This window comes from Paenibacillus sp. FSL K6-1122, assembly GCF_037977015.1.
GTDB classification, from domain to species: domain Bacteria; phylum Bacillota; class Bacilli; order Paenibacillales; family Paenibacillaceae; genus Paenibacillus; species Paenibacillus amylolyticus.
The window spans coordinates 3,118,140-3,139,006 of record NZ_CP150272.1; the positions used below are offsets into that span (position 1 = coordinate 3,118,140).

Sequence of the window (20,867 nt, forward strand, 5' to 3'; positions counted from 1 at the left end):
CACTTAATGATATATACTTACCTGATCAAATGTGATATTGATAATCAATATCAATTATTGAGTGATGTATACATTGGAAAAAGTGAAACGAGGAGTGCGGATAGATGCAAGAGGAAGAAGCAAGACAGGGATTTACACCGGAGATGATTGATATGATGGCCAGTATCTGGACACGTTCGATTATTACATTAATAGATGTACGCTTTCAGAATGTAGCGTCACAATACCCGTTGGAGCAATATAAAATGCCTAGTAGCATGTTTATCTATGCATATGGGGGTGAAGCGCAAATCCAACTGAATGAAACCACATTTGCACTGGAACGCTTCGGTTTAGTTCACGGCGGGAAGGGGAGCCTGCTCAGTATTACACCTAAAGAGGAGATGGTGAAGACCTTTATGGTGTTTTATAGAGCAGAATCACCTCTCTTTTTCAAGAAACATCTGCAACAATTACTGGAGCAAGTAAATCCATTTGTTCAACAGTTTGGTTATACGCCAAGTAATCCCATCTTGTTACGTGATTGGTTCCAACGAATGATGAATGGCTGGAAACGTGGCAAGGCGATGGATCAGCTACAGGCCAAAAGTTTTCTATATCAATTGATTCATGAGGTGTATAGGGATTTGGAGGGTGGTGAGATTCGGTATCTCCAGCCAGACCCAGCTTGTTCTGCCAAGATATATCTCGATAAACATTACAGGGAGCCGATTATGTTTCAACAAATTGCCGATATGTTTGGGATCAGTGGTGGACAATTGACGCGTTTGTTCAAAAAAAGGGAAGGGATGAACTTACAGGAGTATCTCATTCAGAGAAGGATTGAAGCAGCCTGTCATGACTTGAAACATACAGAAGCGACGGTTAAAGAAATCGCAACTGGAGCTGGTTTCGCAGATGAGAAAAACCTGTTCCGCATGTTTAAGAAGCATTACAAGATGACGCCAAGTGATTATCGGAAAATAAACGCACTATCCATGCAGGTTGATGGTATTGATAATGATTCTCATCTCCCTTACGATGAGAGGGAACTAGCGAGTCTAGTCAAGTCTTATAGAGATGGGGAATCAACGATGTTTGGAACATTAAGAAGTAAAGAAATGATTTTGGCGGCGGCGATAAGCATGATGCTCTTATTGACGGCATGTACGTCGGGGACGCCAGCGAATAATGGGGGAACGGCAAATACAACACCTGCGCAGACACAGCAGGCGACACAACAAGAAGGGTCGGAGACAAAAGCTTCAGAAGCAGTCTCGCAGACCAGAACGATATCCACAGTTAAGGGTGATGTTGAGGTACCTAATAACCCTCAGCGAGTTGTAGTCGATTATTTGGTTGGTGATGTGGTAGCCCTAGGTGTAACTCCTTTAGGTGTGGCTAGAGCTGCACGGGGAGAGACAGAGCCTGTTTATGCTAACCAGATTACAGACTCCATAAAAGTAGCCATGGAGCCGGAAGATATCATGACGCTTGAGCCGGATCTTATCATTTTGGCATGGAGTGATGAGTCGTATGATGATTTATCCAAAATTGCCCCCACCATTTATGTTCCCTATGGTGATATGACTACAGAAGAGCGGATACAATTTATTAGCGATGTTTTGAACAAACAGGAAGAGGCTAAGGATGTTTTGAATGCTTATACCGGAAAAATTGAAGAAGCAAAGCTAGCTTTTCAGAATGCGGGCCTATCCGATGTAACCATTACGGTTGGAGAATTCAGTGATAAAAGTAACTACATAGCTGGAGCCAAGCATGCCGTTGGCGAGCTTGTTTACGATGAACTTCAATTGCAGGCACCTTCAAAAGTCCAAACGGATATTATCGATGCAGATAAATATTGGGGCGATGTCTCCATGGAAGTATTACCCGCTTACTCTGGGGATTATATGATCTTCTTAGGAGATGGAAACGTTGCTTCTGATAATGCAGTGTGGAATGCCATACCTGCTGTGCAACATGATCGGATCGTAAAGGTAGATTCTTCGCTATCTTGGTCCACCGACGTAATGACTTCCAGTGCATTGATTGATTATATTGTTAGTCAATTGCTGGCATTAGCTAAATAAGAGTTAAAATGAAATTTTAATTGAGCACTCCAAATTTTCAAACATGACCAGTCGAATTTATGGACGTTACTATCCATATTCGTTTGGATTGTAAATAGGTGATGAAAGGGAAACGAGATGAAAAGCAAGCCTGAACAAAAACGCCGTGGGGCGATGAACTTCACCATGTACATGGTAGTAGGGCTTGGATTAACGGTTCTCATGTCGGCGGCATCAATTATGTTTGGTGCTGCTGATATGAGGTTAGCAACGGTATGGGAGGCTATTTTCCGATTTGATCCAATGCTCACTGAACATCAAATTATTCAAACCATGCGTCTTCCGCGTACCGTAGCTGATCTGATCGTTGGGTGCAGCCTTGCGGTATGTGGCGCTATCATGCAGGGGACAACGCGTAATCCGCTGGCCGACTCCGGGCTGATGGGGATTAGCTCTGGCGCAGCATTTGCAATTGCACTATGCCTGGCCTTTCTGCCGGGTTATTCGTATTGGCAGATGATGATGTTCGCTTGTCTGGGAGCAGCGATCGCCACCGGTATGACTTACTTTACCGCGTCATTGGGCAATCGCGGAATGACGCCTCAGCGACTTGTACTGGCAGGTCTGTCTATTTCAATGTTGTTTGGCGCACTCAGTCAGTACTTGGCGATCAATTATAACCTGGGCCGAGCATTGACATTCTGGACAGCGGGTAGTACAGCGGGGGTCAAATGGGGAGAATTGCTGATTATCTCACCGCTCTTTGTTGGTGGTATACTGCTGGCACTGGCGCTGTCCCCTTCCGTTACATTGCTCAGTTTGGGAGATGATGTGGCAAGTGGACTCGGCATTCGTAGCGGACTGGTCAAGATTTTGTCGACAATTATTGTACTTGTGCTGACTGGATTGGCTGTTGTTGTTGTTGGCCCTGTTGGTTTTGTGGGTCTGATCACCCCGCATATTGTGCGATATATGGTAGGTGTCGACTATCGATACATTATTCCGGCAGCGGCTTTATATGGTGCGTTGCTGACCGTATCGGCTGATTTGGCTGGACGTTTGATCAATAAACCGTTCGAAACGCCGATTGCCATTATATTTTCTATCATTGGTGTGCCGTATTTTCTCTTCTTGGCTCGAAGACAAAGGAGGGAATATGAATGATCAAGCGGCGTTATACGATGAAACGAGGCATTATCATCAATGTAGTGCTTATGGTGCTCATCCTTGTGTTTGCGATCATTAGCATGAATTCTGGCAAAATGAATCTTTCACCGCTAGAAGTGCTGAACGTTCTCATAGGAAACGGTACCGATAAGCAAAATCTGATTGTGTTTGATTTTCGTTTGCCACGAATTGTACTTTCGATCTTGGTAGGTCTGGGAATGGGAGCGGCGGGGGTCGTGATGCAGAGTTTGCTGCGTAATGACATGGCTAGTCCGGGAACACTGGGAATTAGTTCGGGATCGGGTTTGTTTGTCCTGTTCTTCGTTGTATTCATTGCATCCACAGGCAAGAGTTCCTTTATTGCTCTGCCTCTGTTGGCTTTTGTTGGCGGACTATTGGCAGCGGGTTTGATCTTCTTATTATCGTATCGCCGCGGACGAGACATCTCGCCAATCGGTTTGATCTTGACCGGGGTCGCGTTAGGAAGCGGGTACGGGGCGCTGACGACCTTCTTGACACTCAAGCTGGATGATTCGCAGATGAACTTCATGCTGTATTGGCTGGCGGGAAGCCTATGGGGCGATGATTGGGGTTATATTTCCATACTGACACCATGGGTCTTGATCTTACTCGGCTATATTTTTTACAAGGCTCGCATACTGAATGCCCTCCATTTGGGCAATCAGACAGCACAGGGGCTTGGTGTTTCCGTGAAGCGACAGTTCTTGGGGTTGTCAATCGCTGCTGTTGCTTTATCCTCTGGCAGTGTAGCTGTGGGAGGCAGCTTCTTTTTCGTTGGATTGATCGCTCCGCATATGGCCAGAAAACTGGTCGGTCCCGATCACAAATTGCTCATTCCGGCTGCCAGCTTGGCTGGGGGACTAGTCGTGGTGTTGGCTGACACGATTACGCGCACGGTTAGCCTCGTAGGAGATGTGCCAACAGGAATCGTTATTACAGTTATTAGTGTTCCATATTTTCTTTATTTACTAGCAAAAGCCAAATAACACAATCAATGATATAAAGTTACCCTGTATTACCGTTATGCTTCTTAATCAATAGCATATAAAAAAGGATGCCATTACGAAGATATCGTATTGGCATCTTTTGATTTTTTCTTATTTGATAGTCAAGTGGATTACTAGAAAATTACATCAGGATTTATATGGCAGGTTCATCCGACAGCTGAAAACGGGAAACGAAATACCAGATGAGCTCGCGACGTGAGGATACCTTGGTTTTGGCGAAAATGGATTTTAAATGATCCTGAACCGTGTAGACGGAAATATGCATCGCAGCAGCAATTTCCTTGGACGAATAGCTGCGTAGCACATATCCGAGCAGTTCCCGCTCTCGACTGGATAATCCATGGCTTTCAGCGAGCAAGGGCAGTAAATCCTGTGGCATCGCCTGCTCCAAACGGATAGCAATCTGATCCGGCCCTGTAAGCTGTTGCATGAGACTAGCATGAAGTATGAGGTAACGCCCATCCGGAAGTTGGATGCAAACTTTGGAGGGTGATTCGGGAGCGATCTGAGTATCCACGACCAGTTCTGCCCGATTCTTGCGCTGCAGGTGGGAACTCACTGCACGTACCGGACGGGGCAGAACATCAGGCCCTACATGTTCCAGCTTGCGCAATTGGGACAGCCAATATTGAGCGGAGGCGTTCAGGGATAAGAGCTGGAACGTGTCTGAGGTGATCAAAATTCCGGGTTCCTCGGGACTTTCACTCGTGATCTCATCGATCAGTGTCAAGCTCGTGGACCGCAGCATCGATGCAATAGAAGCGGTCCAGGACTGAATCATCCACCGCTCCTCCTCTGTAAAGACAGCACTTTCTGTCTTACGATACAGGGTCAGATATCCCCAGCAAGCGTCTCCACTAACCAATACAGCACGTAGTTCATCACCGAACCCCGCTGGCTGAAGAATGTTGATATAACGTTGGCTTTGTTCAAGCTGTGAGTTCATAGACGTATGAAGTGTAGCTGTATGCTCACCGCTGCGAATTAATTCAGCGTATTTATGTATATCTTCTTCCATGTATTCATTGATGAATAACCGATCATGAATGGCCTCAATGCCATCTTCTGTCACAGCTCCTGTGGAGAGAAGAGTCAGAGGATCAACGGTAGTGAAACAGTATGCGTCGTAATGTACAACCGTATGGATCTGCTTGAGAACAGCTTCCCGATAGGTATGTGAGGTCCAGGTTCCTTTTTCAAGAGAAGTGATAAGTCTGTGGTTCCGATCAATACGTGATGTCAACAAGATTACTCCTCTCTCTGTGCGCATATCCCAATGTTCTGGGATTGTAGGCTCGCCGTATCCTTCTATAATGAAATTAGACGAACAACGAGTCAAGTCTAACTTCAATTCAAGAGGAGTGCGGTGTCCATGAATCACAATCTATCACCGATGAGCTGGGAAACAGCAGATGTTCATCGTTACGAACAATCGATAGCCCTGAAAATTCCGGGTTATTCTCATATGCATGATCTAATGGAACGGCTGCTTTCAGCATCTTTCGCGAATAACAACGATATTCATATCCTTGTTGCCGGTGCGGGAGGGGGAAAAGAAATTGCTCTGCTCGGATCACGTCATGCCGGTTGGACATTGACTGGAGTAGATCCATCACAGCCCATGCTGCAACTTGCTGAGAAACGAGTCACGGAAGCGGGCATCGGTTCCAGAGTGAAACTGCAACCTGTCACGGTTGAAGAATTGCCGGAGGATATTGTATATGATGGGGCGACAAGCATGCTCATGTTACATTTCCTTCAGGGGATGGAGACCAAGAGAACGTTTCTGACCAGCCTCGCAGCTAGACTTAAACCGGGTGCACCACTGATCATTGCGGCTGTAAATGCCGATCTTCGTTCACCTGCACATCCAATCATGATGCAAGCTTGGAAGGATCACATGTTGAGTGTGGGCGTCCTTCCTGAAGAGTGGGAGCGCTTTGCTGCTTCCCTGGGCCGTGAATCCGATCCAATATCCTCTGAAGAGATGACTCAGCTACTGACCGAATGCGGTTTCTCACATATTACACGTTACTTCGGGGCGTTCTGGGTGGAGGGGTATTATGCAATTCGAAACTAACGTGAAGCCTATGAAAGATCAGATCTGGGTGGTTGGTGGTTATGGTCAAGTGGGGCAGATGATATGTACTCAACTGGGGAAATTGTTCCCGGGTAAAGTATGGGCTGCGGGTACACGCATGAACCGTGCGGAAGAGTTCAGCAGGTCTACAGGTGGTGCTGTGCTACCACTTCAACTGGATGTAACACGACCTGTAGAGCCATCCATGTTAAGGCCTGTGAAGCTGGTCATCATGTGTGTGGATCAGAGCGATACCCGGTTTGTTGAAGCCTGCGCACAAGCCGGAACCGACTATATTGATATTTCTGCAAAATATGATTTTCTCGCCCAGGTGGAACAACTGCACACCAAAATGCAACGTTCCAAATCGACCGCGATCCTCAGCGTTGGATTATCACCTGGAGTGACTAATTTGCTTGTGCGCGAAGCGACCATGCATATGGATCAGGTGGAGGAAGCAGACATTACCGTAATGCTGGGACTTGGAGAGAAGCACGGAAAAGCTGCCGTGGAGTGGACCGTTGATCAGATGAATGCCACCTACCAAGTGATGCAAAAGGGCAAACCTGCTGAGGTACAAAGTTTCGGAGATGGCAAACGTATTGATTTTGGAGCAAAACTTGGGCAGCGGAAGGCCTATCGATTTAACTTTTCGGATCAGCATGTGGTTGCTCGGACGTTACGTATTCCAACCGTATCTACCAGACTCTGTCTGGACTCCCGCTGGATCACAAGATCCATGGCAATCTCCAAACGTGCAGGGTTGTTTGCATTGTTGCGTATCCCGTCTATTCGGAATGGAACGGTTAAGGCATTTGGCTTTATTCCTGGAGGAGAGCCAATGTACGCGGTCAAGGTCGATGCCCTAGGTTGGGAAAATGGTGAGCAAATCCGCGTCGAACAACTACTGGTCGGCGCAAAGGAAGCAGATGCAACAGCGGCCGTGGCAGCAGCCGTGGCGGAACGCGTATATAGAACGGAGTCAGAGTTGCCTCATGGTGTGTTTCATATTGAACAGTGTCTCTCTTTGCAGGACATTCAGGATGCACTTCATACGCCACTAAAGGTGACGACCAAGATCACCTAGTTTCATGTTCTTTTGCTGGGAACCTCCGATCTGCTATGATGGAACAATAATCATGGCATGAATGGAGGGAGATCATGAACTGCGTTGCTGTATTACCTTATTACAAAGTACAGAGAGAAGTGACGGGTCTCGCCCAAGAGATTGAGATGAATGCCCGCTCCATGATTCTGTATTCCGATAAAATTGTGACCAAATACCGCGAGTTCAACATCACGGAAGTGTTTGATATGTCATTTCGCCGTATGGGTGATGAAGGTGGATTTTTCTATTTGCACACAAGCACAGGAGTATATCCATATATGGTCGAAATCGACCCGAAACCGTTTATACAACATTTCAGAAAGATGACGATCCAAAAATTAAAATGACTTGACCTTGCCGTTACGTGAAGGCTTACCCTCGGATATGGCAAGAACCATAACCAATTCAGAGGAGCCGTGAATGTAATGAGTATACTGATTCAGCAAGCTACGATCCTAACGATGAAAGATGCCGATGCCCCCTTTACGGGGGATATTCGTGTTGAGGGTGATCGCATTACTCATATTGCTGATCACATTCTGCCTCACCCGCAAGATGAGATTATCGATGGACGTAATAAGGTTGCCATGCCAGGACTAATTAATGCCCACCAACATACACCAATGAGTCTGCTCCGGGGATTTTCGGATGATCTGAAGCTGATGGACTGGCTCGAACGCAAAATGCTGCCCGCCGAAGCACGGATGAACCCGGAAGATATCTATTGGGGTGCCAAGTTATCCATCGCGGAGATGATCCGTTCGGGTACCACTGCTTTTGCGGATATGTATATCCATATGAACGAAATTGCAGAAGCGGTTAAACAAACGGGTATGCGGGCATCGCTTACACGTGGGATGGTATTCATGGAGGAGGATGGGGGACGCAGGTTGCAGGAGGCGATTGATCTTGTAGAGCGCTGGTCTGGAGCGGCCGATGGGCGGATAACAACCATGTATGGGCCCCACTCACCCTACACTTGTCCCATGGAGCCGCTACGTGAACTCATTGCTCTGGCAGTCACGGAGGATATTCCGCTACATATTCATCTGGCTGAGACAAAGGAAGAAGTTGTGAAGATTCGTGAGCGCTATGGCATGACACCGACAGAGTATTTGGAAGAGGCGGGGATGTTCGAACAGGCACATGTGTTGCTTGCACATGGTGTGTACCTCAATCGAAGGGACATCGGCAGATTGAAGGGCATGCGCGGCGGTGTAGCACACAATCCAGTCAGCAATCTGAAGCTGGGCTGTGGAATTGCTCCAATTACCGAGATGTTGGCTCAGGGAATTAACGTTGGAATCGGAACGGATGGAGCGGGAAGTGCCACAACCGTGGATATGTTCGAGGAGATCAAAGCCGCGACCTGGCTGCAAAAGCTGGATTATGGCGACCCAACTCGCTTGCCAGCCAAGGACGTACTAAGCATGGCTACACGCGGAAGTGCTAGTCTGCTTGGTCTACAGGATGACGTAGGGATGCTTGAGGTGGGGTGCAAAGCTGATCTGATCCTGATCGATCTGGCGAAACCACATCTTCAACCGGTACATGAGGTAGAATCGTTACTGGCTTACAGCGTAAATGGGGCGGACGTGGACACCATGATCGTGAATGGTCAGATCCTCATGAGAGGCAGAAAGCTGCTCACGATCGATGAGGATGAACTTTACCGTGAGGTGAAGGTTAGAGCCAAACGGATTGTTGAGGGAATTTAATTTTAGGTGAATATGATCCGAACTGGAAAATGATTTGTGTTCAAAACGCTATGGAGGCATACTCCATAGCGTTTTTTGTCGAATTACAACTGGAAATAGTTCCATAGTCCTGTTCAGAATCGGTTCAGAATGACTCGTTATACTGAGCATGTAGTTGTTCAAATTTGAAATGTATACGAGGAGGAACATGAATTGAAGGGGATACAAAACAAAAAACGGCTTAAGCCGATATTGAAAAAAAGCATGTTGACTGCACTCGGGCTGGGCATTGCGTTGCCTATAGGTGGAGCGCTTCCACAAGCTAACGCAGGAGAAATTGGTCCAGAGATTAACATTTCACGGCCTGTGCTCAACGACGGCATCCATTGGTTAAATTATTCATCGGAACAAAACGATCCTTCTTTTGTGTCCGGTGTACCCATCGAGGTAACGAACAATAGAGTTAGAATTGATTTGAGTACCCATTTACGATCTGATGAGTTTAGTATGCTCACAGCCAACTCAAGTGATAACAGTATAGCTAGGGTGTACGTAGAAACGATAGAAAATGAAAATACATTGGTTGTTATTCCTTACAAGAGCGGCAAGATCAATATTGAATTGAAAGCTCAATATACTGTATCTGATGTACCGGAAACGGTTACGGATAACTTTGAACTTAACATTAGTAAAAAAGGGGATGTAAATGCAGACGGAAAAGTGAATTCTGCGGATGCAGCAGAACTTTTGACTTATCTTCGTAATATGGTCAGTCGCCGCGGTTATTCTTATGTAGAGATGAACCGAATGGACGTGGATCGTAATGCAGAACCCACTTTGGGGGATATGAATGCGTTGTTAAACGGATATGCCAATAAAACACTTGGCGCGAAAAACAATGACTATGTGTTGACCTTTCAACAAGTGGACGATGCGCCGTATGTGCTGAATGGTCAATTGAAGAATTACATGGAGAACACAATTGCCACAGATTATTATTTAGTGGATGTTGATGGTGATGATATTGATTACATTATTACTCCATCTTATCAGTGGTACCGCTCAACAGACCCTTCAGGAGAAGATATGGTTCTAATAGAAGGGGAGACACGAGAACAGCATACCGTTACATCTGAGGACGAAGGTTATTATCTTGTGCTCGAAGTGACTGCTCATTCCACTTCGGATACGAATACGGAGTCTAGACGAGTATACATTGTTGGAAAAGAAAAAATACAACGCCCTGATTAATTCATATTTTTTAATTTAAATAACGAATAACAATATTCTTTCTATCGTCACCATACGATCTATCAATTGATACAGACATGGAGGCTATCACATGTTTCAACCGAAAAAGAAACGTCCTAGAATCAGAAAAACAATGTCAGGTCTCATTGCACTGACGCTACTCTCGTCTATCGTATTCCCGAGTATAGCTGGGGCAGAGCCGGCAGAACCATCACAAGTACAATTTGCAAATGTGAGCGTACAGGCAGGGCAGACCGTTCATGTACCTGTTGCATTGAAGAAGTCCTATTTCGGGGTGAAAGCTTATAATATGCAGATTGATTATGATACGTCTGCACTGGAAATTGTTCGGATCACGCCTAAATCTGTCAACGTCATCAGCACATCCCCAAATGAAGATGGTGTAGCAGACTTCCAGTACCAAATTAATAATGCGGAAGGCTGGGTACGGATCATCTGGGTTGATTTTACTGGGGGTGACCACTCAATTGTAGATGAAACCCAATTATTTGATATGGAAATCAAAGCCAAAAGCAATGCGGCGCCTGGAACGAAACAGCTATCCGTAGATCAAACTGATTCAGAACATTGGCATTTTACAAATGTAGAACACAATAGTGGTGCTCAGTTGTCTGGTGGAACAATCACAATTACAGCAGCAAACTCAGGTGGCGACAATTCCGGCTCGACACCTACACCGAATCCTGGTAACTCTTCGGGTGGAGGAGGAGGTAGCGTATCGCCAACTTCACCAGTCGTTACCCCAGTTCCATCGACTCCGGCGGTAACTAAAGGTGTAGACATCTATGTGAACGGTCAGAAACAGGAACAGTCTGCTACGGCTAGCACATCAACGGTAAACAATCAGGTTACCACCACGGTTCATGTGGATAATGACAAAGTCATCAATCAGATTGGAAGTGGACTAAAAACGCTTCTGCTGCCTATTACAGGTACTGGCAAGGGTGCGGTCGTTGGTGAACTGAACGGCAAGCTGGTCAAAACGATGGAAGGAAGTAATGCCGAAGTTGTCATTCAGACTGATAGCGGTACGTACACACTTCCAGCTAACCAGATTCAAATGGATCAGATTCTGAACCAATTCGGAAGCACGGTTCCATTGGAAGATATCACAATCCAAATCGCTATTGTGCCTAGTGCCACATCTAAACAAACAGCAATTCAGGCTGCAGCGGATAAGCTGGAGAACACAACGGTGATCGCAGCTCCGATTGATTTTGAAGTAAAAGCGATCTGGAATGGACAGCAAGTTAATGTAGATCGTTTCAACTCTTATGTAGAGCGCTCCATTACTTTGCCAGAAGGTGTCGATGGTTCAAAGATCACGACAGGAGTTGTGCTTCAGCCAGATGGCAGCCTTCTGCATGTACCGACAAAGGTTATCAAAGGTAACGTGCAAGATTCTGCTATTATTAACAGCTTGACGAACAGCACTTACGCCCTGATCTATCATCCGGCAACATTCAGCGATGTATCAAGTCACTGGAGTCGTGATGACGTACAGGATCTGGCATCCCGTCTGATCGTACAAGGTACCGGTGAGAACGTGTTTGCGCCAGACCGGAGTATTACACGGGCAGAGTTTACGGCTGTTCTGTTAAGAGGTTTGGGGCTGCACTCCCCGCGCAGTACAGAAGCGGCATCGTTCACAGATGTGAAGACTGGCAGCTGGTATGAGGATGAGGTTCAGACGGCTGTGTCCTACGGCCTAATCTCAGGTTATGCTGACGACAGCTTCCGTCCGAATAGCGAAATTTCTCGTGCTGAAGCGCTGACTATTGTGTCACGTGCGATGAAACTGGTCGGTCTGGCACAGGCCGACGCGTCAGAGACAACAAGTCTGCTTAGCACATACAGCGATAGCGCTAAAGTACAGGCTTGGGCAACAGAGCCAGTTGCATCGGCGATTAAACAAGAGCTGGTACAAGGTACCGATGGCAAACTGATGTCAGATGCAGACATTAGTCGTGCGCAGTCGGCAGCGATTGTGAAAAGGCTGCTGGCAAAAGCGGGATTAATCTAAACTTTATAAGTTGAACTAAAGATTATTTACACTGACACTACGACGACAGAATAACCTTCCAATCGCTGTTATCCCCAGATTTTTTGAATCCCTTTTCCAAAGGTGAAAATCCGGGGATAAAGGCGAACGCTTCGCTTTTTCAGGTTTTTTCTGTCTTCTCCGTTATCGTGTAAATGATTAGTTTAACTTATATTATCAAATGCAATAACGAAATAAGACAACCCGAGTCCTTATATCTAAGGATTCGGTTTTTTTGTATATAGTTCTTTTGAACAACCTCTTGTAGGTGCGATGGTCCAGTTCATTATCAGTTCATACTGATTTGTTACGATATGAACATCAAATAGATAGATATCGTGCATGATCAGGAGAGGAAGAGATCCATATGAAAATACTAGAAGTTAAAAATGTGAAGAAATCATACACCTTATATGGAAAAGAAAGAGTTCCGGTACTCCACGGTTTGAACTTAAGTTTTGAGACAGGGGAATTTGTCTCCATCCTCGGCGAATCTGGCTGTGGTAAGTCGACACTGATGAATATCATTGGTGGCATGGACTCCGATTATGAAGGGGACGTCGTTGTTCGTGGCAAGAACTTAAGTGCCATGACAGAGAAGGAAATGGATGATTATCGGAAGAATAATATCGGCTTTGTCTTTCAAAATTTCAATCTGATCCCGCATCTGTCTGTCCTCGAAAATGTGACGATTGCGATGCAAATGACGGATACGAATGAGAAGGATCGCAACCAACGTGCCGTAGATATATTGACAGAGGTGGGACTGAAGGATCATCTGAACAAACGTCCCAACCAGTTATCTGGCGGTCAGAAGCAACGGGTTTCCATCGCACGGGCGTTATCCAACAATCCCGATATTATTCTTGCAGATGAACCGACGGGTGCTCTGGATAGGGAAAACGGAGATCAAATCCTCGCTCTGCTCGACAGTATAGCCAAAAAGGGAATGCTGGTGATTGCCGTTACTCACTCGCAGAAAGTCGCTGACTCCGGTACACGTATTGTGAAGGTTGAAGAGGGGCGCATTAGTGATGATATTCACCTGAAAGATCCTTCTACGGCTGTTTACGAGAGTGGTCAGGATTCTTCCCGGAGCCTGAGCTTGCTTGCTTCATTCAAGATGGCACTTAAAAATATGAAACTCAACGGCAAGCGTAATGTACTGGTAGCATTGGGTGGATCTATAGGTATACTAAGTGTACTCCTGATGCTCTCCTTGGGGAATGGAATAACGACGTATATGAATGACGAAATCAATTCAAGTATGGACCCTTTGCTCGTGGATATAACAAAGCCGAGTGAAGAAGCCAAGGATATGCAAGGTCCCGAGGCCTTGATGGCACCAGGTGAACCGTTCACCGAAGCTGATGTTGAGACGATTCGCAATTTTCCTAATGTGGATCATGTAGAGACAATTACGACCATTACAGGCCAATCGACTATGGTGAATGAAAAACAAAGTGTAGGACTCACACAGTTAACAACGTTAACGGATGCTTTTGATCCAGCACTGATGACAACTGGTGTTCTGCCGGTAGAAAATCAGATGCTGTTACCTCTCGATACAGCGAAACAATTAAGCGGAAATGATCAAGCTGAAACCATGATCGGCAAGTCCGTGTTCCTATATATCAATGAGATGGATAGTAATAATAAACCAGTGACTTTGGAAAAAGAAGTAACCATCTCAGGGATCTACGAAGCGGCAGATCCACGATCTCCAATGCAACAATCCCCGGGATACATTTCATCAGAGACGTTGGAGCAAATGTATGCGGACGAAGGAATAACGATTGGGCCAATTCAAGTTAATGCCTATGCAACCGATATGAAATATGTAAATGATATCAATGAAGCTGCTGTAGACGCTGGTTTCGCAGGCTCCCAAATGGCCAAGGTCATGGAGAATATCACCACATATGTAAGTATGGCTTCCATTGTACTCGCGGGTATTGCAGGTATTTCGTTGATTGTATCCGGTATTATGATACTGGTAGTACTCTACATTAGTGTCGTGGAACGGACAAAGGAGATCGGCATTCTTCGGGCGATTGGAGCAAGAAAGAAAGATATCAAGCGGATATTCTTCTCCGAATCTGCCTTATTAGGCGTATTTAGTGGTATTATTGCGGTAATCTTTGCAGTGATCATTAGTTATGTATTAAACATTCTTTTGGACAATGCGTTTGGAGCCAAACTCATTAATCTTTCGGGATATTATATCTTGTTTGGTATCGTGGTAAGTACAGCGATTAGTATTGTTGCCGGTTTGATGCCATCATCAAAAGCGGCGAAGCTGGACCCGATGGAATCCTTACGATATGAATAAATATCAATTTTGGAAAGGATAATGGCTACATGAACACAATTCTGGTGGTGGACGATGATTCCCATATCCGCAAATTAATCCGAATCTATCTTGAAAAGAATCAATTCTCCGTGCTGGAAGCACCAGACGGTCAAGAAGCGTTAGATATCCTCTCTCATACGAAAGTTGATCTGGCGATTGTGGATGTGATGATGCCGCGAATAGACGGTATTGAACTGACGGAAGATATCCGGTCTTATCTGGATATTCCCATCCTGATGGTGACTGCCAAGGGAGAATCCAAGGACAAAGTCAGAGGATTTAATGCCGGGTCAGACGATTACCTGGTTAAACCATTTGATCCTGTGGAGTTAATCCTGCGTGTAAAATCATTACTGAAACGATATAACAAAAGTTCATCAAACATGATTCAGATCAGCGGTGTAACGATTGATTTGGGCAATCTGATGGTTGTTTCGGATGGACAAACTATCGAATTGAAAAAGAAGGAATGTGAATTGTTATTTTCTCTGGCGAGTTCGCCAGGGAAAATATTCACACGTACACAGCTTATAGATGACATATGGGGCATCGATTACGAAGGAGATGAGCGTACGGTTGATGTACATATCAAACGGTTAAGGGAACGCCTTGAACATGTTCCTGAGTTAGTGATCTCAACGATAAGAGGACTCGGTTATCGGCTGGAGCGGGTATGAAAATGTTTAGGAAAAGCCTGCGACTTCGTATCGTAGCTACGTTTATCGGGATTGTTCTGGTGAGTTTAATTCTCTCCTTTATGATAAATAACGGGTCCCAGGAAAAGACACCGAATCGTTTTATGGTTACTTTTGCTCAAGATCTCGCTACACTGATTAACCTGATCGATGATCCGGAAAAAGTGAAATCAAGCTTGGATATTTTTGCTCGCTACGGCTTAAATATCACTCCTGTGAATGAACAAAGTGAAGTGTTATCTTCCTTGCCAGAGGACAAAGTTCATTCGTTATTTGAGGAAGGTACAACGGATGCCATTTTTCTGTCCAGTAAAGATGGAATCGCGACCATAGGTGTTCCCGGAACAAACGAGGGGATCGGCACATTTCTGATTCAAAGCGATTTCTCCTCTCTTTTTCATACACTGCGAAACACGCTCTTAACCTCACTGTTAACGGTTCTGGTGATTGGCAGCTTATTAATCCTGTTCATGTCCGGGTACATTGTGAAACCGATTAAGAGATTAACGATTGCAGCGAAGGATATGTCCTCAGGTGACCTGTCGGTCCGCTTGAAACATAATAATCAGGATGAGTTTGGCGAACTGATGGAGAGCTTTAATCATATGGCCAGTGAGTTGCAAAAAATCGATTCGGTTCGTGATGACTTTGTCAGCAACGTCTCTCATGAAATGCAGTCTCCGCTCACATCAATTAGAGGATTCACCAGAGCACTTCAAGATGGTGTTATTCCATTAGAAGAGCAGAAAGAGCATTTGGATATTATCTATGAGGAAACGCTGCGCTTATCGAGGCTCAGTGATAATCTGCTTCGGCTAGCCTCGCTGGATTCGGAGCATCATCCGGTTCATTTCACCACATTCCAGGTAGATGAACAATTAAGAAGGGCGATTTTACTGGCAGAGCCGCAGTGGTCACAGAAGGACATACAGATCGAACTGGACTTGTTGCCCTGCGAGATCACAGTGGACAAAGATTTGTTTGATCAGGTCTGGCAAAATTTAATAAACAATGCGATCAAATACACCGGTCCACAAGGTACCATTCATGTTGAAATTGAGACGTCATCTTCATTTGTGAAGGTATTGATTAGAGATTCTGGACAAGGAATACCTGAGGAAGCTCTCCCGTATATCTTTGATCGATTCTACATGGTGGACAAAGCGCGAAGCAGCTCGCTTCGAGGGAATGGATTGGGTTTGTCCATTGTCATTAAAATATTGAAATTGCATCAATGTACAATTGATGCAGAGAGCGAAATGGGAAAAGGTACACAGTTTATTGTCACGATCCCCAGATCGACCATTACACCTTAAGGCAACCCAGAACAGAGAGAGAGCAGTATGGAAACAATCGGTCCCTGTGCGTTCAGGATTCAGATTGCTGCCATATTGCTTTTTTGATATCTGTATTCGCGACAAAATTTCACATATAGTTTTGTTTAGCAGTGGATCATTTGATAAAATAGAAGAGACGTTATGTGAATCTATGAACTTAATTAATTTAATCATACAGAGAATGGAGCCATCCAATGAAATATCGCAATATGGAAGATTGTATTAACGATCTGGAGCAGCATGGTCATTTGATTCGGGTCAAAGAAGAGGTTGATCCTCATCTTGAGATGGCAGCGATCCACATGAAAGTGCACGAGGCTAAAGGCCCGGCGTTGTTATTCGAAAATGTAAAAGGCTCAAAGTTCCAGGCCGTATCCAATCTGTTCGGCACGGTGGAACGAAGCAAGTTCATGTTCCGCGGTACGCTGGAAGGCGTACAACGGGTCATGGCAGTTCGTGACGATCCCATGAAGGCGCTTAAGACACCATTTCAGCATGTCCAAACAGGTCTTGCTGCGTGGCAGGCGCTGCCAAAACAGAAGTCTATTAGTCTACCCGTGTCCGCGCAAGAGATTCAAATCTCGGACTTGCCTCTCATCAAGCACTGGCCTATGGACGGTGGGGCATTTGTGACTCTACCGCAGGTTTATTCGGAAGATCCGGACAAACCAGGAATCATGAATTCAAACTTGGGGATGTACCGGGTTCAACTGGATGGCAATGATTTTGAAATGAACAAGGAAATAGGGTTACACTATCAGATTCATCGCGGAATCGGTATACATCAAGCCAAAGCTGTCAAAAAGGGAGAACCACTGAAAGTTAGTATTTTCATTGGGGGTCCACCTGCACATACACTTTCAGCGGTTATGCCTTTGCCTGAAGGACTAAGTGAGATTACATTTGCCGGTTTGCTCGCCGGACGTCGCTTCCGGTACAGTTACAAGGACGGGTATTGCATTAGCAATGATGCCGATTTTGTCATCACGGGTGATATCTACCCAGGCGAGACAAAACCCGAAGGTCCGTTCGGTGATCATCTGGGTTATTACAGTCTGACCCATGAATTCCCGTTAATGCGTGTGCATAAAGTCTATGCCAAACCTAATGCGATCTGGCCGTTTACAGTTGTTGGTCGTCCACCGCAAGAGGATACGGCTTTTGGCGATTTGATTCATGAGATTACTGGAGACGCGATCAAACAGGAGGTTCCAGGTGTCAAAGAAGTGCATGCGGTCGATGCAGCAGGGGTTCATCCATTGCTGTTTGCCATCGGCAGTGAACGTTACACCCCATATCAGGCGGTGAAGCAGCCGACAGAGTTGCTTACGATTGCCAACCGTATTTTGGGTACGGGTCAGCTGAGTCTGGCGAAGTACCTGTTTATTACTGCTGAGGATCAGCAACCTCTGGATACCCACAAGGAAGTTGAATTCCTGACCTATATCTTGGAGCGTATGGATATGCAGCGGGATATTCATTTCCATACCCATACAACGATTGATACACTCGATTATTCGGGTACAGGACTGAACAGCGGAAGCAAGGTCGTTTTTGCAGCATATGGCGACAAGGTTCGAGAGTTGTGTACGGAAGTTCCGGAGTCTTTGAAAAACATTCGTGGTTATGAGAATCCGCAGCTCATCATGCCGGGTATCGTTTCGATCCAGACATCGGCCTTTACGAGTTATGCAGATACAGCACAGGAGATGCAAGCATTCACGTCTCTATTGAAAGAACAGGGAGGTCTGGACTCGTGTCCGATGATCATTCTATGTGACGACAGTTCGTTCCTGAGTGCTAACCTCAGCAACTTCTTATGGGCAACCTTTACTCGCAGCAACCCTTCACATGACATGTACGGGGTTAATAGCGGATATGACCACAAGCATTGGGGCTGTGATCAGGTGATTATTGATGCACGTACCAAACCTCACCAGGCACCGCCACTGATTCCCGATCCTTCGGTGGAGAAAAGCATTGAACGTTTATTTGTTAAAGGGGCTAGTCTGGGTTCGATCAAAATCTAATTTGAGATGTCTTGAAGAAGTTCAAACGGAGCGTTTGAACTTCTTTGGCTTACTCTGATACGGCGATGAGGCACAAAAGTGTGTAAAAGTTTAAAACCGGGACTAATTTGGATATTGGAGTGAGGATAAAGTCTTAGGCGTTCGTATTTACCATTGTGATTAAGGTCGTTTGAACTATGTATGAAATGAAGAATTATAACGATATAAAGAAGTATAGGTATTTTTGTGGCCCCGTTCCGTTGGGTGCTGTTACTATAATGAATTGTTCAGGGGGAATACCGATTTGAGAATCCATATTATGAACCTGCAAGACGGAGACCGTCTAACTGCGGATACATTCAGCGATGCAGGATTACACGTTCTCGGGAAGGGAACTGTGATCAAAGGTGAGGATATCACCTTGCTTATGCAGCACCGTGTAGATTATGTAGATATTGAATCACGCGAAGAGGAAATCACTGAAGCAGAATTTTTTGCAGCAGCCGCAAAGCATGCTTCGGGGATAACTACGAAGGAAGAACCGCCTGAAGAAGAGCTGAAGTCCCAATTTATTCAGACTGTACATAATTATCAAAATGCTTTTCTCGAAGCTCTGACCGTTGGCAAGTTCAACGCCACCATGGTGGATGATGCACTGCAACCGATGGTTGAAGGACTGGATGAGCAGAAAGATGTCGTTCATCTCCTGATGATGCTGGAGCGGGATGATGTCAATAACTATACACATTCAATCCAGGTAGGATTGTTGTCCTTCTACCTTGCGAATTGGCTTGGATATTCTCAGAAGGAGAGTTATCAGATTAGTCGCGGTGGTTATCTGCATGACATTGGAAAGTGCAAAGTTTCCCACCGGATTCGGAACAAAACAGAACCGTTGACGGCTGATGAGCAGCTTGAAATGCGGCGTCACACTATATATGGCCATGAAATTATCAAAAATTCGATGACGGATGAAGCGACAGCACTGGTTGCTCTGCAACATCACGAGCGGGAAGATGGGTCGGGTTATCCGATGCAACTTGAGAAAAGTGAAATTCATCCATATACACAGATTGTATCTGTAGCGGATATCTATATAGGCATGAGATCCGGGAACCACGGAGGAAGCAATCCAAACCTGATCAACAACCTTAGAGATATCTATGGAATGGGATTTGGTAAATTGAATGAAAAACCGGTTCAGGCATTGATGCAACATTTGCTTCCTAATTTCATCGGGAAACAGGTACTGCTCAGCAATGGAGAAAAGGGTGTTATTGTCATGAACAATACATCTGATATTTTCAAACCACTCATCAAAGTGGAGTCTGAAGAATATCGCGATCTCTCCAAAGAGCGTACGCTTGCCATTGATGAATTGCTTATTTAATCTAAGTATTATCTGTATTCCTTATTTATATTGAGAACGGGCCTCCTGTACGAAGACAGGGGACCCGTTTTTTGTTATAGCATCCTAGATGTGTTGTTCGACCAAGGAAGCAAGCGTATACTTTGCAAAGACCTTATTTTTCCTGCCAAGGAGCGATCGCCATGATTGAAGTGACAACCGAGATTAGGATACATGCCTCGATTGAACGATGCTTTGACTATGCCCGGGATATTGATGTACATACTCAGACCGTCTGGCAACATACAAGAGAGCGAGCAGTTGCAGGAGTAACCACAGGAAGAATTGGAGCAGGGGATACCGTTACATTTCAGGCTACTCATTTTGGGGTCAGACAGAAGTTGAAGTCCCGAATTGTGCAGTTTGAACGACCTTTCCTCTTTGTGGATCAGATGGAGAAAGGGGCTTTCAAGAGCATGCGACATGAACATCATTTCAGCGTAATTGGGGATCAGATGACTTGCATGAGAGACACACTTCGATTCGAAGCTCCACTTGGATTGCTGGGATGGGCAACCGAACGACTTGTGCTGAAGAGATACATGCAGGCATTTCTGGAGGATCGTAATCGTAAGCTCAAAGATATGCTTGAGCAGTAGCCAGAATTAAATGGATAGAGGA

The 20,867-nt window shown here is 45.3% G+C and carries 16 protein-coding genes; 15 read left to right on the forward strand and 1 reads right to left on the reverse strand.

From position 1 onward, the window contains the following. The first annotated feature begins 104 nt into the window (after positions 1-104). The 3 genes from NSQ20_RS14430 to NSQ20_RS14440 all read left to right on the forward strand — a co-directional run bounded on the left by NSQ20_RS14430 (position 105) and on the right by NSQ20_RS14440 (position 4,225). Positions 105-2,072: an AraC family transcriptional regulator gene (locus tag NSQ20_RS14430; protein WP_101313964.1), complete on the forward strand. Its 1,968-nt coding sequence runs from the start codon at positions 105-107 to the stop codon at positions 2,070-2,072. 117 nt (positions 2,073-2,189) lie between these two features. Further along, positions 2,190-3,215 carry an iron ABC transporter permease gene (locus NSQ20_RS14435; protein ID WP_076249543.1) on the forward strand — a complete coding sequence of 342 codons (1,026 nt, stop codon included), beginning with the start codon at positions 2,190-2,192 and terminating at the stop codon, positions 3,213-3,215. Next, positions 3,212-4,225: an iron ABC transporter permease gene (locus tag NSQ20_RS14440; RefSeq protein WP_017688818.1), complete on the forward strand. Its 1,014-nt coding sequence runs from the start codon at positions 3,212-3,214 to the stop codon at positions 4,223-4,225. Before NSQ20_RS14435 ends, NSQ20_RS14440 begins: the two co-directional genes overlap by 4 nt. Positions 4,226-4,379: 154 nt before the next feature. On the opposite strand, the gene NSQ20_RS14445 is transcribed toward NSQ20_RS14440, so the two are convergent. After that, positions 4,380-5,489, reverse strand: coding sequence for a LuxR C-terminal-related transcriptional regulator (locus NSQ20_RS14445; protein ID WP_340032816.1), 1,110 nt, complete (start codon positions 5,487-5,489; stop codon positions 4,380-4,382). Positions 5,490-5,618: 129 nt separating this feature from the next. Between NSQ20_RS14445 and NSQ20_RS14450 the strand changes: the two genes are divergently transcribed. From NSQ20_RS14450 to NSQ20_RS14505, 12 genes are all read left to right on the forward strand, one after another. Next, the gene (locus tag NSQ20_RS14450; protein WP_340032817.1) at positions 5,619-6,326 is read left to right on the forward strand and encodes a class I SAM-dependent methyltransferase; all 708 of its coding nucleotides are present in this window, start codon (positions 5,619-5,621) and stop codon (positions 6,324-6,326) included. Then, positions 6,310-7,413, forward strand: a complete 1,104-nt coding sequence (locus tag NSQ20_RS14455) for a saccharopine dehydrogenase NADP-binding domain-containing protein (protein ID WP_340032818.1) — start codon at positions 6,310-6,312, stop codon at positions 7,411-7,413. The genes NSQ20_RS14450 and NSQ20_RS14455 overlap by 17 nt, the downstream gene beginning before the upstream one ends. A gap of 74 nt (positions 7,414-7,487) precedes the next feature. After that, positions 7,488-7,781: a hypothetical protein gene (locus tag NSQ20_RS14460; protein WP_036608638.1), complete on the forward strand. Its 294-nt coding sequence runs from the start codon at positions 7,488-7,490 to the stop codon at positions 7,779-7,781. A gap of 78 nt (positions 7,782-7,859) precedes the next feature. After that, positions 7,860-9,152, forward strand: a complete 1,293-nt coding sequence (locus NSQ20_RS14465; protein WP_340032819.1) for an amidohydrolase — start codon at positions 7,860-7,862, stop codon at positions 9,150-9,152. Positions 9,153-9,344: 192 nt separating this feature from the next. Next, positions 9,345-10,382, forward strand: a complete 1,038-nt coding sequence (locus NSQ20_RS14470; RefSeq protein ID WP_340032820.1) for a dockerin type I domain-containing protein — start codon at positions 9,345-9,347, stop codon at positions 10,380-10,382. A 91-nt stretch (positions 10,383-10,473) separates the two neighbouring features. Further along, complete coding sequence (locus NSQ20_RS14475) at positions 10,474-12,426, forward strand: S-layer homology domain-containing protein (RefSeq protein WP_340032821.1); 1,953 nt, start codon at positions 10,474-10,476, stop codon at positions 12,424-12,426. A gap of 385 nt (positions 12,427-12,811) precedes the next feature. After that, entirely contained in the window at positions 12,812-14,776 is a 1,965-nt protein-coding gene (locus NSQ20_RS14480; RefSeq protein WP_340032822.1) for an ATP-binding cassette domain-containing protein, read from the forward strand. Positions 14,777-14,805: 29 nt separating this feature from the next. Continuing rightward, complete coding sequence (locus NSQ20_RS14485; RefSeq protein WP_340032823.1) at positions 14,806-15,474, forward strand: response regulator transcription factor; 669 nt, start codon at positions 14,806-14,808, stop codon at positions 15,472-15,474. Between the two features lie 2 nt (positions 15,475-15,476). Continuing rightward, a complete protein-coding gene (locus NSQ20_RS14490; protein WP_340032824.1) occupies positions 15,477-16,808 on the forward strand; it encodes a HAMP domain-containing sensor histidine kinase in 1,332 nt (443 codons plus the stop codon). A 215-nt stretch (positions 16,809-17,023) separates the two neighbouring features. Next, the gene (locus NSQ20_RS14495; RefSeq protein WP_340032825.1) at positions 17,024-18,859 is read left to right on the forward strand and encodes a UbiD family decarboxylase; all 1,836 of its coding nucleotides are present in this window, start codon (positions 17,024-17,026) and stop codon (positions 18,857-18,859) included. 283 nt (positions 18,860-19,142) lie between these two features. After that, positions 19,143-20,228, forward strand: a complete 1,086-nt coding sequence (locus NSQ20_RS14500) for an HD domain-containing protein (RefSeq protein ID WP_036608620.1) — start codon at positions 19,143-19,145, stop codon at positions 20,226-20,228. Between the two features lie 161 nt (positions 20,229-20,389). Beyond that, the gene (locus tag NSQ20_RS14505; protein ID WP_100528889.1) at positions 20,390-20,845 is read left to right on the forward strand and encodes an SRPBCC family protein; all 456 of its coding nucleotides are present in this window, start codon (positions 20,390-20,392) and stop codon (positions 20,843-20,845) included. Positions 20,846-20,867 lie beyond the last annotated feature (22 nt).

Coding starts and splice junctions, on each gene's coding strand:
- NSQ20_RS14505 (WP_100528889.1), top strand. CDS start 20,390: ATGATTGAAGTGACAACCGAGATTAGGATACATGCCTCGATTGAACGA.
- NSQ20_RS14465 (WP_340032819.1), top strand. CDS start 7,860: ATGAGTATACTGATTCAGCAAGCTACGATCCTAACGATGAAAGATGCC.
- NSQ20_RS14435 (WP_076249543.1), top strand. CDS start 2,190: ATGAAAAGCAAGCCTGAACAAAAACGCCGTGGGGCGATGAACTTCACC.
- NSQ20_RS14455 (WP_340032818.1), top strand. CDS start 6,310: ATGCAATTCGAAACTAACGTGAAGCCTATGAAAGATCAGATCTGGGTG.
- NSQ20_RS14460 (WP_036608638.1), top strand. CDS start 7,488: ATGAACTGCGTTGCTGTATTACCTTATTACAAAGTACAGAGAGAAGTG.
- NSQ20_RS14495 (WP_340032825.1), top strand. CDS start 17,024: ATGAAATATCGCAATATGGAAGATTGTATTAACGATCTGGAGCAGCAT.
- NSQ20_RS14475 (WP_340032821.1), top strand. CDS start 10,474: ATGTTTCAACCGAAAAAGAAACGTCCTAGAATCAGAAAAACAATGTCA.
- NSQ20_RS14430 (WP_101313964.1), top strand. CDS start 105: ATGCAAGAGGAAGAAGCAAGACAGGGATTTACACCGGAGATGATTGAT.
- NSQ20_RS14450 (WP_340032817.1), top strand. CDS start 5,619: ATGAATCACAATCTATCACCGATGAGCTGGGAAACAGCAGATGTTCAT.
- NSQ20_RS14490 (WP_340032824.1), top strand. CDS start 15,477: ATGTTTAGGAAAAGCCTGCGACTTCGTATCGTAGCTACGTTTATCGGG.
- NSQ20_RS14485 (WP_340032823.1), top strand. CDS start 14,806: ATGAACACAATTCTGGTGGTGGACGATGATTCCCATATCCGCAAATTA.
- NSQ20_RS14440 (WP_017688818.1), top strand. CDS start 3,212: ATGATCAAGCGGCGTTATACGATGAAACGAGGCATTATCATCAATGTA.
- NSQ20_RS14480 (WP_340032822.1), top strand. CDS start 12,812: ATGAAAATACTAGAAGTTAAAAATGTGAAGAAATCATACACCTTATAT.